Genomic DNA, 15,408 nt, shown 5'->3' on the forward strand with positions numbered 1-15,408 from the left:
ACCTTTGGAGAAACTATGTCCGATGATATTTTTGATGCAATCATTGTAGGTGCAGGCCTAGCCGGCTCTGTGGCTGCATTGGTGCTTGCCCGTGAAGGTGCGCAAGTTCTCCTAATCGAAAGAGGAAACTACGCGGGCGGTAAAAACGTAACAGGTGGGCGAATGTATGCCCATAGCTTAGAACGAATTATTCCTGGCTTTACCCAAGAAGCGCCTATTGAGCGCATGATCACACGCGAAAAATTGTCATTTATGACCGAAACCGGTGCTGTCACTGTTGATTTTCAAAATGCTGCAGCACAAAACCCAGATGAAACCTCTTGGTCTGTACTTAGGGGAAAACTGGACCCATGGCTGGTTGAACAAGCCGAAAATGCCGGTGCGCAGTGTATTACAGGTATTCGAGTTGATAAGTTAGTTGAACGCGATGGCAAGGTCGTCGGTGTGGAGGCTGATGGTGATGTACTTGAAGCTAAAGTGGTCATTTTAGCAGATGGTGTCAATTCACTATTGGCAGAACAACTTGGTATGACAAAACGCGTCAATGCAGAACATGTTGCCGTTGGGGTTAAAGAATTAATTGAACTACCAAAAGATGTGTTGTGCAACCGCTTTAATTTAAATGAGAACGAGGGCGTTGCTTGGCTATTTGCAGGCTCACCGACCGATGGCTTGATGGGCGGAGGCTTCCTTTATACCAATGAAGATACTATTTCTTTAGGTTTAGTCTGTGGCTTACACCACATCAAAGACGCTAAGAAATCTGTTCCGCAAATGCTTGAAGACTTTAAACAGCACCCCGCCGTTGCACCGTTGATTGAAGGCGGAAAAATGGTCGAATATGCCGCTCACGTTGTTCCTGAAGCAGGTTTAAAAATGCAGTCAGAATTAGTACGTGATGGGGTATTAATTGCTGGTGATGCGGCTGGTATGTGTATGAATTTAGGTTTTACTATTCGTGGTATGGACTTAGCTGTTGCCTCCGGTGAAGCGGCAGCAAAAGCCGTACTTAGCGCAATGAAAACCGACGATTTCAGCAAACAAAATTTAAATCAATACCTCACACTGCTCAACGAAGGCCCACTGCGGGACATGAAAATGTACCAAAAAATGCCTGAGTTTTTGGATAACCCTCGCATGTTTTCTGCTTACCCAGAAATGGCAGTTGGTATTGCCAAAAAACTCTTCACTATCTCAGATGAAGCGCCTGTGCCTTTACGTAAGACCATGTTACAACACGCGAAGAAAGTGGGCTTTATGAATTTGCTCAAAGATGGAATTAAAGGAGTCAGAGCAATATGAGTAATCCAGTCAACGTTGATGTCAAACTCGGCATTAATAAATTTAATGTCGATGAAGAAAACCCGCATATTGTGATAAAAGAGCATCCAGATATGAATGTGCTCGAAACATTAACTAAAGCTTGCCCAGCGGGATTATATAAAAAACAAGAGGACGGCTCAGTACGTTTCGATTATGCCGGTTGTCTTGAATGTGGAACCTGCCGCATTCTTGGCTTAGGTAGTGCATTAGAAAAATGGGAATACCCACGCGGCACTTTCGGTATTGAATTTCGTTACGGCTGATTTATTTAGCATAACTCTCGGAGCTAATAACTTCGAGAGTTTTCAAGCGTTTATTTACGCTGACACTGGGATGCATAATGAAACCAAAAAGTTTTGATGATATCCAATTTTCCTCCGTTCATCGGCGGATTATGCTTTGGGGCAGTGGAGGGCCTTTTCTGGATGGTTATGTATTAGTCCTGATCGGCGTTGCCTTAGAACAACTCACACCCGTATTAAGCTTAAGTAGTGAATGGATTGGCTTATTAGGCGCTGCAACATTAGCGGGCCTATTCATCGGTACTTCTCTATTCGGCTATATTTGCGACCAAGTCGGTCGTCGTAAAATGTTTTTAATTGATATTGTTGCCATTGGTGCTATTTCAGTGGCGACCATGTTTGTCTCAACACCGATGGAGCTGCTTATCATGCGGTTCTTAATCGGGATAGTAATAGGTGCGGACTACCCAATTGCAACGTCAATGATCACTGAGTTTTCCAATACTAAACAGCGCGCATTTGCTGTCGGGTTTATTGCGGCAATGTGGTATGTGGGTGCAACCTGTGCCAATCTCGTCGGTTATATGTTGTATGACGTGGAAGATGGCTGGCGCTGGATGCTTGGTAGCTCAGTGATCCCTTGTATTATCATTTTGATTGGTCGTTTTGATTTACCTGAATCACCTCTTTGGCTGATCCGCAAAGGGCGCGTTAAAGAATGCGAAAAAATGATGGAAAAGCTGTTTGGTCAGCCTGTGGTATTCGAAGCCGAAGAACAACAAAAAACACATTTCATCCAATTATTCACTAAGCGCCATTTTTCTTTTGTTCTATTCACTGCCATTATTTGGACCTGCCAAGTGATCCCGATGTTTGCAATTTACACCTTTGGCCCACAAATTGTTGGGCAATTGGGCTGGGATCAGGGGAAAAATGCCGCACTGGGTAACGTGGTTATTAGCTTATTCTTTATGTTAGGCTGTTTACCCGCGATGTATTGGTTAAATAAAATGGGCCGGCGACCACTATTGATTGGTAGCTTTGCGATTATGACCCTTGCACTTGCCATACTTGGGCTATTCTCAAACCTCGGTATTTGCCTTGTGATTATTATGTTTGGCATTTACGCTTTCTTCTCCGGCGGGCCGGGTATTTTACAATGGCTCTACCCTAATGAACTGTTTCCAACAGATATTCGTGCCTCTGCCGTTGGGGTAATTATGTCCATCAGCCGTATTGGAACCATTTTTTCAACGTGGGCATTACCGCTGTTTATCACTAAATATGGGGTCAGTTCGGTGGTGTTAATGGGGGCAGGTGTTTCTTTGCTCGGGCTAATTGTTTCGATCCTATTTGCGCCAGAAACCAAAGGATTAACCCTAGCACAAACCTCCGTGATGGGTATTCGGCGCAAAAAGAAGTAAAAGAAGTAAAAGAAGTCACCACGATATGCAATCACATCAAATATACACGTATTTATACGCTAAATAGTTCAGATTGTAGGTAGGCGGCAAGCGAATAAGACCCTAGGAGCATACACAAGTATGTGACTAGAGCGAATAAGCGAAGCCAACACCCCTACAATTTGAAATATGACGCGTATTTATACGCTAAATAGTTTGGGTTGTGGCTAGGCGGCAATCGAGGTTATCCCGATGAGCATACACAAGTATGTGATTCGGGTAACCGAACGCAGCCAACAACGCCACAACGCAAAATATGACGCGTATTTAGTTGGTTGAGAATGGCATAATGTCATACCAAACCAACAACCAAATAGTGACATAAGCAAAAATCGCCGCAATGATATCGTCAATCATAATACCAAAACCGCCGCTGACTTTTCGGTCAAAAAACCGTATTGGCCATGGCTTCCACATGTCGTAAATGCGGAAAATAAAGAAGGCGGTAATGACCCACTCATAATCAACAACTGGGATCGCCATTAGCGTAATCCACATCCCAATAAATTCATCCCAAACAATACTGCCATGGTCATGAATTTTCATATCGTCGGAAGTGCGTTGGCAAATTAGGCAACCAATCCAAAAACCCACGATAATGAGTACCCACACACTCCAAATTGGCATGTTTGCCATTAATAACCAGAAAGGTATCGCAGCAAGAGAGCCCATTGTGCCAGGCACAATAGGAGAAAGGCCACTACCAAACCCCGTAGCCAATAAGTGCCAAGGATTACGCATAGTTAGCCGTTTTTTTGCTTCCGCTTTTTCTTGGCGACTTGCCATTCTATGCACCTTCCGAAACAAAATGATCGAAACCTTTTAGGTTTACATCAACTTCTTGGTTATTGCAAAAGTAGCTAATTCCTTCAGACTGCGGCTTAATTTGCCCGATACACGTAAAGCCTGACCCCGTATGCGCTAATGCCATCTCTAACGCTCCACGATTAATTTCAGGAACAGTAAAACAGAGTTCGTAATCTTCACCACCACTCAAAGACCATAAACGCCCTTGCTCAATACTACAACTTTGTTTCAACGCTTCTGATTGAGGCAATGCATCTAAATTAATCCGTGCACCACAACCACTCGCTTTCAAGATATGGTTAAGATCGGAAACTAAACCATCCGAAATATCAATTGCAGAAGAAGCCAGGTTTCTCAGCGCTTGGCCTTGTAAAATCCGTGGCTGCGGACGTAAATGGCGCGCAATTAGCCATTCTTGATGCTCTACATTTTCAACATTCAGTTTGTCTTGCAAAATAGCTAAGCCTGCCGCGCTATCACCGAGAGTACCAGTGACATAAATCCAATCGCCATTACGCGCTCCTGCGCGAGACATCGCCTTACCATTTGGTACTAAACCATGAACCGTATACGTTAAACTCATTGGCCCACGAGTTGTGTCACCACCAATCAATTGCATTCCATAATAATTAAGCTGTTCAAACAAGCTATCACTGAAAGATTGCAACCAATCGCAATCAACACAAGGCAATGTAATGGCTAAGGAAACCCATGCAGGGTCTGCGCCCATCGCTGCAAGGTCACTTAAATTAGATGCTAATGATTTATAAGCAAGATCAGCCGGTGAAATGGTAGGTAGGAAATGGATACCAGAAACGAGAGTGTCAGTACTTACTGCAAGTTGCTGTTTTTCTGGAATGGTCATCAACGCACAATCATCGCCAATACCGATATTAACATCACGTCGGTTAGTGGTTTGACGGTTAAAATAACGCGCGATGAGGTCAAATTCGCCATATGACATGGTAGATTTTCCGTTTTCGCTATATCTATTTTCGTTTGAGACGAAGCAAATAATTTACACCCTAATAATTCAATAATAGGTAAATAGCACACAATTGCTAACCTAAACAGCGTATCTAATTGGCTACAATTATCCTTCGCTCACCTGTCATTGAAATATCGCGAGCATATAAACACAAAGGTAGACTGGAACCCAGCCTACCTATTTATTACCGTAGTGCTACAGGAGGGAACCCTGATATTATTATTTTTTACGACGAACTGCAGGTGCCGCTTTGTCTAATACACCGTTAACAAATTTATGGCTATCTTCTGCGCCAAAAACTTTCGCTAATTCAATACCTTCATTGATTGCAACTTTATAAGGTACGTCTTCACGGAAACTTAATTCAAACATGGAGACACGTAAAATCGCTTTTTCTACCTGCCCTAACTCTTCTAGCTGACGAGATAAATAAGGCGCCATCAGTTGATCAAGTTTTGTCGCATTGGTCGCAACACCTGATAACAGTTCACGAAAATAGTTTACGTCAACGTCTGACATGTCCTGTTCAGCAATAAACTCATATTCCACTTCAGCAATTGGATTGCCAGATAATTGCCATGAATAAATGGCCTGTACAGCACACTCACGAGCGCGGCGACGAGCAGCAGGTTTCACAAGATTCCCCTTAAATTTAAAAACTGTACACAAAAAACACTTGTTGCATTGCGTTATCTACACCATTGTGGCGAAAAAACGGCAACAAAGAGCTAATTGTGTATTATTTGCCTTTGATGGCCTTAATTACATTAATCATTTCAAGTGCTGTCAGTGCAGCTTCAGCACCTTTATTACCTGCTTTAGTACCCGCACGTTCAATGGCTTGTTCGATATTTTCAGTGGTTAACACACCAAAAGTCACTGGCACTTCACTGTTCATCGCGACATGAGATAGGCCGGAACTACATTCACCTGCAACATATTCAAAGTGAGCTGTACCACCACGAATAACGGTACCTAATGCAATTACTGCATCATATTTATTAGTTTCAACTAATGCTTTTGTGGTCAACGGTAGCTCATAAGCGCCTGGAACCCACACAATTGTGATGTTGTCATTTGAAACCTGACCAATGCGCTCTAACGCATCAACAGCACCTTCCAGCAGACTATCATTAATAAAGTTGTTAAAACGAGCGATAGCGATAGCAACACGCGCTTGTGGAGCAGCAACAACACCTTTAATTACGTTCATAGCCTTCCTCTAATATTAATTATAACCCGCGGGGCGCGGATTTTATCACATTCTTTCGTGTATCGTACGTATGATTTTCAAAAAAACCACTTACCATACGGGACGAAGCCTGACGCGTAGGTCTGTCCCGACTTGCTTCACTTCTGTAAATTCAAATTTTGGCGCATCAATAAGGGCATTAAGCGGTGGGAAGTCCACCAGACCTCGAGCGCTATTTCCTAATAATTTAGGCGCAATATAGACAATCAGCTCATCCACTAAACCTAACTTAAGCAATGAGCCTGCAAGTTTTGCCCCTGCTTCAACCCAAATGCTATTCACATTACGTTTAGCCAATTGCATCATCAAAATGACGAGATCGGTGCCGTTTTCATCTGCAGGAACAGCGAGTTGCTCAACTTGCCCTTGCCATACTGCATTTTCATCTGGGTTTGAACGCACTAACCAGCATTCACCATCTAATTGAGTGACTTTATGGCCAGAAGTCACACGATTGTGGTTATCCAACACAATACGAATGGGCTGGCGCACTTGGTTTTCTGGATAAACTTGTTGGATGTCTGATGGGAGCTCGTTCCAACGTACCGTTAAAGAAGGGTCATCAGCAACAACCGTGCTGCTCGTACTTAAGATAGCGCTAGCCTCGGCTCGAAGAGCTTGTACATCTTTGCGAGCTGCCGAGCTGGTAATCCATTTACTTTCCCCTGATTCAAGGGCGGTTTTGCCATCGAGTGAAGCGGCAAGTTTCAACTGGATATAAGGAAACCCGGTACGCATACGTTTTAAAAAGCCGCGGTTTGCCGCTTCAGCATCATCTAGTAAAACATTACTGTGCGTTTCAATCCCTGCTTGCGACAACATATACAGGCCACGGCCCGCAACTTGAGGGTTTGGGTCTTGCATGGCAGCAACAACGCGGCTTACACCCGCTTTGATCAGCGCCTCTGCACAAGGTGGGGTACGACCGTGATGACTGCAAGGCTCAAGGGTGACATAAGCCGTTGCCCCTTGCGCTTTATCTCCTGCCATCCTTAGTGCATGGACTTCTGCGTGGGGTTCCCCCGCTTTTTGATGATACCCTTCACCGACAATAGTACCATCACGCACAATCACACACCCGACATTTGGATTAGGTGATGTGGTAAAACGCCCTTTTCGTGCCAACTCAAAAGCACGAGCCATATACATGTTGTCTTGTTCAATCATTGGCGTTAATCCTGTAATTTAGCGATTTCTTCGCCAAATTCACGCACATCTTCAAAGCTGCGGTAAACAGAAGCAAAACGGATATAGGCAACTTTATCGAGCTTTTTCAGCTCATCCATAACCAAACTGCCAATTAATTTCGACGGGACTTCACGTTCCCCGGTAGCCCTAAGCTGGGATTTAATAGAAATAATAGCTTGTTCAATATCATCAGAACTTACAGGCCGTTTTTCTAATGCCTTTTGCATACCACGATTAAGCTTTTCTTCATCAAAAGGCTCACGAATATCGTCGCTTTTAATGACTCTAGGCATGACAAGTTCAGCCACTTCAAAGGTTGTGAAGCGTTCATGGCACAGTAAGCATTGGCGGCGTCTACGGACTTGGGACCCTTCACCGACCAGACGCGAGTCAATAACTTTCGTATCTACAGCTGAGCAGAATGGGCAGTGCATAGCGTTTCCTGAATCTATTTAGGGGGAGATAGTTTACCCTACTATGCGAGAAAAAACACCCTAGAAGATGCCTCCTAGGGTGTTCTCGTTGCTCTTCATATCTCGCGTTGTGAGAGTATTAGCTGCACTCCGATACCCTAGTCACATAGTTTACTATGGTGCCTAGGGATGTCGTTCACTTGCTGCTTACTCACACACGAACTATTTTAAGAACTAAGGCAGTAATGACTCTTGGTCTGCGCCTTCTTTTTCGACTTTCGCTTGCATCAAGTGTTCACGCTTCATACCCATCTTCAGTGCTAATGCAGAAGCCACGTAAATAGATGAGATAGTACCGATAGTTACACCGATTAACATAACCAATGAGAAGCCTTCCAACATTGCGCCACCGAACAGGTATAGCATCAGAACCACTAATAATGTAGTTGCTGATGTCATAATGGTACGGCTCAATGTTTGCGTCAAAGAGACGTTCATGATTTCGTACGGTGTCCCACGACGAATTTTACGGAAGTTTTCACGGATACGGTCTGATACAACGATACTGTCGTTCAGCGAGTAACCGATAACCGACATCAATGACGCCACGATAGTCATATCTATCTCAATATGGAACAAAGACAGAATACCTAAAGTAATCACCACGTCATGCGCAAGAGATAGCACGGCACCCGCAGCCAAGCGCCATTCAAAACGGAACCCAACATAGATTAGGATACAAATCAACGCAGTTAACAGAGCCAAAGCCCCTGTTTGCGCCAATTCAGCCCCAACACTTGGCCCCACGAATTCAATGCGTTTTACGGTTGCTTTATCATCCACACTTTGGTTGATAATCGTGATAATTTCTTTGCCGACTTCTTGACCCGCGGTGCCTTCAATAGGAGGGATACGGATCATGATGTCGCGGCTGCTACCAAAGTTTTGGATTAGTGGATCTTTATGGTTCGAGTTAGACAAGCTATCACGAATTTTATCCAAATCAGCTGGCTGACTTAAGTTGATTTCAATTACCGTACCACCTGTGAAATCTAAGCCCCAGTTAAAACCCTTGACGCCGATAATCACAAAAGAAGCAATCAGTAATACGATAGAAATGCTAAAGGCAACGTTGTCCCAGCGCATAAAGTCATAAACTTTACGACCATAGTTCAATTGTTCAACAGTATAATCCTGTGCCACAACGTGCTCCTTAAATTGACAGCTTGTTAATACGTTTACCGCCGTAAAGCAGGTTCACGATAGCACGTGTACCGACGATAGCTGTAAACATAGAGGTTGCGACACCAATCGCTGTCGTAATCGCAAAGCCTTTAATAGACCCAGTACCCACTGCATATAGAATAATCGCAGTGATAAGTGTCGTTAAGTTTGCGTCTGTAATACTTGAGAAGGCGCCTTTATACCCTTCATGAATCGCTTGCTGAACAGATCGACCGTTCTTGAGCTCTTCTTTAATCCGTTCGTTAATAAGAACGTTAGCATCGACTGCAACTGCAAGGGTTAATACAATCCCCGCAATACCTGGCATGGTCAGTGTTGCCCCCGGTAATAAGGACATCACACCAACAATTAACACCAAGTTTGCTAACAGCGCACTACTCGCAATCAGACCAAATTTACGATAATAAATAATCATAAACAGGATAGAAGCTAACAGGCCTGCGATACATGCTTTCAGCCCTTGCTCGATATTTTGCATACCCAGTGTTGGACCAATGGTACGTTCTTCAACAATTTGGATTGGCGCAATCAACGCACCAGCACGTAACAGTAATGAAAGCTGGCGAGCTTCAGTACCGTTAGTAATACCCGTAATACGGAATTTGCTACCAAAACGCGCAGAAATACGTGCCGCATTGATGACCTTTTCATCTTTCACCAAAATTGAACGGCCAGTTGCATCTTTTTTGCCACTGTCTTTGTATTCAACAAACAGCGTTGCCATCAGCTTGTCTTGGTTATCACGTGTAAAGTCAGACATGATAGAACCACCAGCACTATCAAGACTGATACTCACTTGTGGTTGGCCATTTTCATCCGCTTCAGAGGTTGAGTCCGTAATATGGTCACCCGTTAAGATCACACGCTTATATAAAACGTAAGGCATGCCTTCACGGTCATATTTAACTTCTGAATCACCTGGTACACGGCCACTTTCTGCTGCGGAAGAATCGACTGAAGTATTCACCAAACGGAATTCTAATGTCGCAGTCGCACCTAAAATTTCTTTTGCGCGAGCAGTATCTTGGATACCGGGTAATTCAACCACAATTCGGTCAGCACCTTGGCGTTGAACGAGTGGCTCCGCAACACCTAATTGGTTTACACGGTTGCGAATAATAGTAATGTTCTGAGAAACTGCATAGTTACGTGCTTCACGTAAACGCTCGTCGGTCATAACAGCAATCATGGTGTTATCGCTGCCATCACTAAAGACTAAGTCTGGGTATTTACGAGACAATGCTTTTTCAGCTTGGCTACGATCGTCCGCGTTACGGAAACGAACTTCCACGCTGTAATCATTGCCTTTACGAATAGAAGAGTACGCAATGCCTTCTTGACGCAGGTCATTACGCAAACCATCCATGTTTTGTTCCTGCAATTTACCTAATGCAGTGTCCATATCAACTTCCATCAGGAAGTGAACCCCACCACGCAGATCAAGACCAAGCTTCATCGGTTCACCACCGATCGCTTCGAGCCACTTAGGCGTTGCAGGTGCAAGGTTTAATGCAACAACATACTGGTCACCCAGTGCATTCATGATCACTTCACGCGCACGTAACTGAACATCAGAGTTGTTGAATCGGGCTAAAATTGCCCCATTTTCTAGAGAGATAGATTTACTCTCAATTTTATCGTCTTTTAACGATTTTTGGACTTGGATCAGCGTTTGTTCATTGGCGGCGGTTCCCCGCACGCCAGTGATCTGAACAGCCGGATCCTCACCATATAGGTTTGGAAGTGCATAAAGCAAACCGATGAGGATCGCAAAGATCAACATCAGATACTTCCACAAAGGATAACGGTTTAGCACGGCAGTTCCCTTCGGGAGAATCAGAATTAAATTGCTTTCATTGTGCCTTTAGGTAAAACAGCAGCAACGAAATCACGTTTGATGGTTACTTCTGTGTTCTCACTCAACTCAAGAACCACATAACCGGTTTCAGACACTTTAGTTACACGCCCGATTAAACCGCCAGTTGTTAAAACTTCATCACCTTTAGTGATAGATTCCATCAATTTACGGTGTTCTTTCGCACGTTTTTGCTGTGGACGCAAAATCATGAAATAGAAGATCAGCGCGAAAACAACAAGCATGATAACCATGGTGTATGGACTACCTTGCGCTGGTGCACCTGCTGACGCCGCTGCTTCAGAAATAAAAAAACTCATTCAACTTTCCTCATTGTTTTATTGAAAGCAATTTTACATACAAAAAAGCTAAGTTTGATATGCTACACAGATTAGTGGCATTTCGCACTTAAATTCACTCGATATTTAATGAAGGTTCGGGTTTACCAATCTTTTGGTAAAAATCTTTAGCAAACTCTTCAAAATTCCCATTTTCAATGGCTTGGCGAATACCTGCCATCAAACGCTGGTAATAACGTAAATTATGGATGGTATTGAGCCTTGCACCAAGGATTTCATTACATCTATCAAGGTGATGCAGATAAGCACGGCTATAATGACGACAAGTATAGCAGTCACAATCAGCATCCAGTGTTGATGTGTCTGATTTATACTTAGCATTACGAATTTTTACCACGCCATTTGTCACAAATAAATGCCCATTTCGTGCATTTCGTGTTGGCATCACACAATCGAACATATCGATACCACGGCGAACCCCTTCAACTAAATCTTCAGGTTTGCCAACTCCCATTAAATAACGAGGTTTGTCAGCTGGAATTTGCGGGCAGACATGTTCTAAAATTCGGTGCATATCTTCTTTCGGTTCGCCTACGGCTAAGCCGCCTACAGCGTACCCATCAAAGCCGATTTCCACCAGTCCCTTAACTGAAATATCACGTAAATCTTCGTAAACACTACCTTGAATAATACCGAATAAAGCATTTTTATTGTTTAGTTCATCAAAGCGTTGGCGGCTACGTGCAGCCCAACGCAAAGACATTTCCATTGATGTCTTTGCATAGTCCCAATCTGCTGGATAGGGCGTACACTCGTCAAAAATCATGACAATGTCTGAGCCGAGGTCATACTGAATTTCCATCGATTTTTCAGGGCTTAGGAAAACTTTTTCACCGTTGATAGGGTTGCGAAAATGCACACCTTCTTCTTTAATTTTGCGCATCGCACCAAGACTAAAGACCTGAAAGCCACCTGAATCGGTTAAAATTGGCCCTTGCCATTGCATAAAGTCATGGAGGTCACCATGTAACTTCATAATTTCTTGACCCGGACGTAACCACAGGTGGAAAGTATTCCCTAATAAGATTTGAGCGCCAGTTTCTTTCACTTCTTCAGGGGTCATCCCCTTAACTGTACCGTAGGTTCCTACTGGCATAAATGCAGGGGTTTCCACCACGCCGCGCTCAAATACTAAGCGACCACGGCGTGCATTGCCGTCAGTCGTTTGTAATTCATATTTCACATTTGCCTCCTAGCAGCAGAAAAACAGTCTGTTGCTATCGATAATATTAATTTGCTAAGCAAGCAGCCGATGCCACCGCTTATAAAACTGATTACTCACCAATTTTCTCAAATCGAGCGTTTGTATTGGGGGTAATAAACATCGCATCACCATAACTAAAGAAACGGTATTTTTGTTTAACGGCTTCTTCGTATGCATTCATGGTGTTTTTATATCCAGCAAACGCAGAAACCAACATAATTAATGTAGATTCAGGTAAGTGGAAGTTGGTGATTAGTGCATCTATCACCTGATATTCATACCCAGGGTAAATAAAGATTTGGGTATCATCAAAAAATGGAGCAATTAAAGCGTCTTGGCTTGCTTTTGCGGCACTTTCTAGTGACCGAACAGACGTCGTTCCAACGGCGATAACGCGATTACCTCGAGCTTTACAGGCTAAAACGGAATCCACGACCTCTTGTGGCACTTCTGCATATTCAGAATGCATAATGTGATCTTCGATAGTATCAACACGTACTGGTTGAAAGGTACCGGCTCCCACATGCAATGTCACAAACGCCATTTCTACGCCTTTTTGGCGCAATGCTTCAAGTAACGGCTCATCAAAGTGTAAACCTGCCGTTGGTGCTGCGACAGCCCCTGGTTTTTCACTATACACGGTTTGATAAAGTTCTTTATCTGACTCTTCATCAGGGCGATCAATATAAGGCGGCAGAGGCATATGACCAATTTGGTTTAGAATGCTTAATACATCACGTTCATCATCAAAGCGCAGTTCAAACAATGCACCATGACGCGCGACCATGGTCGCCTTCACGCTTTCATCTTCACCTAACAGTAATTCAGCCCCTTCTTTTGGCGCTTTTGATGCCCTAACATGGGCTAATACGCGGTGTTCATCCAGCATACGCTCAATCAGAACTTCAATTTTACCACCGCTAACTTTGCGCCCAAATAACCGTGCAGGGATCACGCGAGTGTTATTGAACACTAGCAAGTCACCGTGCTCCAATTTTTCTAGAATATCGGTAAAAACACCATGCGTGAGCTGCCCTGAACCGCCATCGAGGCTTAATAAACGACAAGCACTACGTTCAGCCTGCGGATAGTGGGCAATCAGTTCTTCAGGTAATTCAAAAGTAAAATCAGAAACACGCATTGTATTGACATCAATCTAAAAAAACAGGCGACTAGTCTAGTGCCGCGCTGACTTTGGCGCAAGAAATAAGCGTAAAATAGTACAGAAAAACACCATTATTTAACAAATATTTTGTTAGCAAAAAATTCTGTACACTATTTGTCCATTCAAAGAATGAATTATTTCAATTTCAATAAACTTTCATGACAAATTTATTTCGACTTTTTTATTTTTTTCTCTCAGTACTGATACCCCATGAATTTCGAATTAGAGGAATTCTTTATTCCTCTGCCAAGTAATGTCCTGTGAGTTTCGAATTCAACATAATTACTGCTATAGTTTGAGCAATCAAAAAGCTAGCTAAGCTGCGCTGCATGTCCTATGGATTTCGAATCACAGGTAGGCAGCAAGTAAAGATATCCCGATGAGCATACATGAGTATGTGATTCGGGTGGCTTTACGAAGCTAACACCCCTGTGGTTTGAAAGACGACGGACATTTTAAAGTGAATTATTTAGCGCACCTCCACCTGGCCCACCTCGCTGACAGCTCCTTGCTCGGCAACATCATGGCTGACTACGTCCGCGGAAACCCTACGGGCCTTTATTCATCTGAAGTTGTCTCTGGTATCTTTATGCATCGAGCCGTCGACCGCATTACGGATACCCACCCTTTAGTCAAAGAAGCTAAGTTGTTGTTTCGTGATGAATATCGCCGTGTTGCGCCCATAACCTTGGATTTAGTCTGGGATCATTTTTTGTCGCTGCACTGGTCGACTATTGAGCCATCAATATCGCTAGCGGGCTTTGTACGTGACTGCCGAACAATAATTGAGCCACAACTTTGTTATACTCCTGAAAAATTTCAGGAGTTAAATGAATTCCTTTGGCCTCAGCAGTGGCTGATACGCTATGCGGATAAAAATTATATTGGTAAATCACTGAATGGTATGGCGAGAAGGCGCCCCAAGCTTGGAGCGCTAAGTGGTTCATTTAACGACTTTTTATTACAGTATGATGCGTTAGAAAATATTTTCTTTCAATTTTATCCAGAAATGATGGCTAATGCGCTGCAACATTTTTTTGTACAAAATGTCACAATTAACACAAAGGAATAAATTAAAGCTTGCACTTTAATGGAATAAAACTATCTTATTGATATTAATTTAATAAACCAGTATGATTGATAGCCAAAACCTATCACAATAATCGGTTTAAATGTCTTTATTATCAAAAGATATTTTTCTATTCTTTTGGCAGTCTATGTCCACACTATTTATCAGTGATTAAATAGACAGGACAAAAAACTTTAATTCAAACTCATAGGAGTAAATTATGGTTCTGGTAACACGTCAAGCCCCTGACTTTACTGCTGCAGCTGTTTTAGGTAATGGTGAAATCGTTGATAACTTCAACCTGAAAACCCACCTGAACGGCCGTCCAGCTGTGATCTTTTTCTGGCCAATGGACTTTACTTTCGTTTGTCCTTCAGAGCTGATCGCATTCGACCACCGCTACGAAGAATTCAAAAAACGTGGCGTAGAAGTTGTAGGTGTTTCTTTTGACTCTGAGTTTGTTCATAACGCATGGCGTAAAACACCAGTAGATAACGGCGGTATTGGTGAAGTTAAATACCCAATGGTTGCTGATATCAAACGCGAAATCATCAAAGCTTACGGTATTGAACACCCAGATGCAGGCGTTGCACTGCGTGGTTCTTTCCTCGTTGACAAAAACGGCGTTGTCCGTCACCAAGTCGTTAATGACCTGCCATTAGGCCGTAACATTGACGAAATGCTGCGTATGGTTGACGCGCTGCAATTCCACGAAGAGCACGGTGATGTTTGCCCAGCTCAGTGGGAAAAAGGCCAAGAAGGTATGAATGCTTCTCCAAAAGGCGTTGCTGACTACCTGACTAAAAACTCTGCAAAACTGTAATTCGTTACGCGA

Annotated in this window: 16 protein-coding genes; 5 read left to right on the top strand and 11 right to left on the bottom strand. The window is 43.3% G+C overall.

The window, feature by feature from the left end; translation table 11 throughout:
- Nucleotides 1–15: 15 nt before the first annotated feature.
- From fixC to PR834_RS10405, 3 genes are all read left to right on the top strand, one after another.
- The gene (gene fixC, locus PR834_RS10395) at nucleotides 16–1,302 is read left to right on the top strand and encodes an FAD-dependent oxidoreductase FixC (protein WP_144140933.1); all 1,287 of its coding nucleotides are present in this window, start codon (nucleotides 16–18) and stop codon (nucleotides 1,300–1,302) included.
- The gene (gene fixX / locus PR834_RS10400; RefSeq protein WP_004905518.1) at nucleotides 1,299–1,586 is read left to right on the top strand and encodes a ferredoxin-like protein FixX; all 288 of its coding nucleotides are present in this window, start codon (nucleotides 1,299–1,301) and stop codon (nucleotides 1,584–1,586) included. Before fixC ends, fixX begins: the two co-directional genes overlap by 4 nt.
- A 77-nt stretch (nucleotides 1,587–1,663) precedes the next feature.
- Nucleotides 1,664–2,989, top strand: a complete 1,326-nt coding sequence (locus tag PR834_RS10405; protein WP_004905520.1) for an MFS transporter — start codon at nucleotides 1,664–1,666, stop codon at nucleotides 2,987–2,989.
- A 306-nt stretch (nucleotides 2,990–3,295) separates the two neighbouring features.
- Here the strand turns inward: PR834_RS10405 and pgpA are convergent, their stop codons facing one another.
- The 11 genes from pgpA to queA form a co-directional block, all read right to left on the bottom strand.
- Nucleotides 3,296–3,814 carry a phosphatidylglycerophosphatase A gene (gene pgpA / locus PR834_RS10410; protein ID WP_094961952.1) on the bottom strand — a complete coding sequence of 173 codons (519 nt, stop codon included), beginning with the start codon at nucleotides 3,812–3,814 and terminating at the stop codon, nucleotides 3,296–3,298.
- Nucleotide 3,815: 1 nt separating this feature from the next.
- Nucleotides 3,816–4,799, bottom strand: coding sequence for a thiamine-phosphate kinase (gene thiL / locus PR834_RS10415; RefSeq protein ID WP_004905525.1), 984 nt, complete (start codon nucleotides 4,797–4,799; stop codon nucleotides 3,816–3,818).
- A 243-nt stretch (nucleotides 4,800–5,042) separates the two neighbouring features.
- Nucleotides 5,043–5,459 carry a transcription antitermination factor NusB gene (gene nusB / locus PR834_RS10420; RefSeq protein WP_036958557.1) on the bottom strand — a complete coding sequence of 139 codons (417 nt, stop codon included), beginning with the start codon at nucleotides 5,457–5,459 and terminating at the stop codon, nucleotides 5,043–5,045.
- A gap of 103 nt (nucleotides 5,460–5,562) precedes the next feature.
- Complete coding sequence (gene ribH / locus PR834_RS10425; RefSeq protein WP_004905531.1) at nucleotides 5,563–6,036, bottom strand: 6,7-dimethyl-8-ribityllumazine synthase; 474 nt, start codon at nucleotides 6,034–6,036, stop codon at nucleotides 5,563–5,565.
- A gap of 90 nt (nucleotides 6,037–6,126) precedes the next feature.
- The gene (gene ribD / locus PR834_RS10430) at nucleotides 6,127–7,242 is read right to left on the bottom strand and encodes a bifunctional diaminohydroxyphosphoribosylaminopyrimidine deaminase/5-amino-6-(5-phosphoribosylamino)uracil reductase RibD (RefSeq protein WP_272536633.1); all 1,116 of its coding nucleotides are present in this window, start codon (nucleotides 7,240–7,242) and stop codon (nucleotides 6,127–6,129) included.
- A gap of 5 nt (nucleotides 7,243–7,247) precedes the next feature.
- Nucleotides 7,248–7,697, bottom strand: a complete 450-nt coding sequence (gene nrdR, locus PR834_RS10435; protein WP_004914623.1) for a transcriptional regulator NrdR — start codon at nucleotides 7,695–7,697, stop codon at nucleotides 7,248–7,250.
- A gap of 213 nt (nucleotides 7,698–7,910) precedes the next feature.
- Nucleotides 7,911–8,879 carry a protein translocase subunit SecF gene (gene secF / locus PR834_RS10440; RefSeq protein ID WP_004905538.1) on the bottom strand — a complete coding sequence of 323 codons (969 nt, stop codon included), beginning with the start codon at nucleotides 8,877–8,879 and terminating at the stop codon, nucleotides 7,911–7,913.
- A 10-nt stretch (nucleotides 8,880–8,889) separates the two neighbouring features.
- Entirely contained in the window at nucleotides 8,890–10,737 is a 1,848-nt protein-coding gene (gene secD, locus PR834_RS10445; RefSeq protein ID WP_071585895.1) for a protein translocase subunit SecD, read from the bottom strand.
- Nucleotides 10,738–10,763: 26 nt separating this feature from the next.
- The gene (gene yajC / locus PR834_RS10450; protein WP_004905542.1) at nucleotides 10,764–11,096 is read right to left on the bottom strand and encodes a preprotein translocase subunit YajC; all 333 of its coding nucleotides are present in this window, start codon (nucleotides 11,094–11,096) and stop codon (nucleotides 10,764–10,766) included.
- A gap of 94 nt (nucleotides 11,097–11,190) precedes the next feature.
- Nucleotides 11,191–12,318, bottom strand: coding sequence for a tRNA guanosine(34) transglycosylase Tgt (gene tgt, locus PR834_RS10455; RefSeq protein ID WP_004905543.1), 1,128 nt, complete (start codon nucleotides 12,316–12,318; stop codon nucleotides 11,191–11,193).
- A 91-nt stretch (nucleotides 12,319–12,409) separates the two neighbouring features.
- The gene (gene queA / locus PR834_RS10460) at nucleotides 12,410–13,480 is read right to left on the bottom strand and encodes a tRNA preQ1(34) S-adenosylmethionine ribosyltransferase-isomerase QueA (protein ID WP_164564598.1); all 1,071 of its coding nucleotides are present in this window, start codon (nucleotides 13,478–13,480) and stop codon (nucleotides 12,410–12,412) included.
- Nucleotides 13,481–13,964: 484 nt separating this feature from the next.
- On the opposite strand from queA, the gene PR834_RS10465 reads away from it, so the two are divergent.
- A complete protein-coding gene (locus tag PR834_RS10465) occupies nucleotides 13,965–14,576 on the top strand; it encodes an acyl carrier protein phosphodiesterase (RefSeq protein WP_272536634.1) in 612 nt (203 codons plus the stop codon).
- Between the two features lie 217 nt (nucleotides 14,577–14,793).
- Complete coding sequence (locus tag PR834_RS10470; RefSeq protein ID WP_004905550.1) at nucleotides 14,794–15,396, top strand: peroxiredoxin C; 603 nt, start codon at nucleotides 14,794–14,796, stop codon at nucleotides 15,394–15,396.
- Nucleotides 15,397–15,408: the final 12 nt, after the last annotated feature.

The organism is Providencia sp. PROV182 (assembly GCF_028480325.1).
In the GTDB taxonomy this organism is placed as follows: domain Bacteria; phylum Pseudomonadota; class Gammaproteobacteria; order Enterobacterales; family Enterobacteriaceae; genus Providencia; species Providencia hangzhouensis.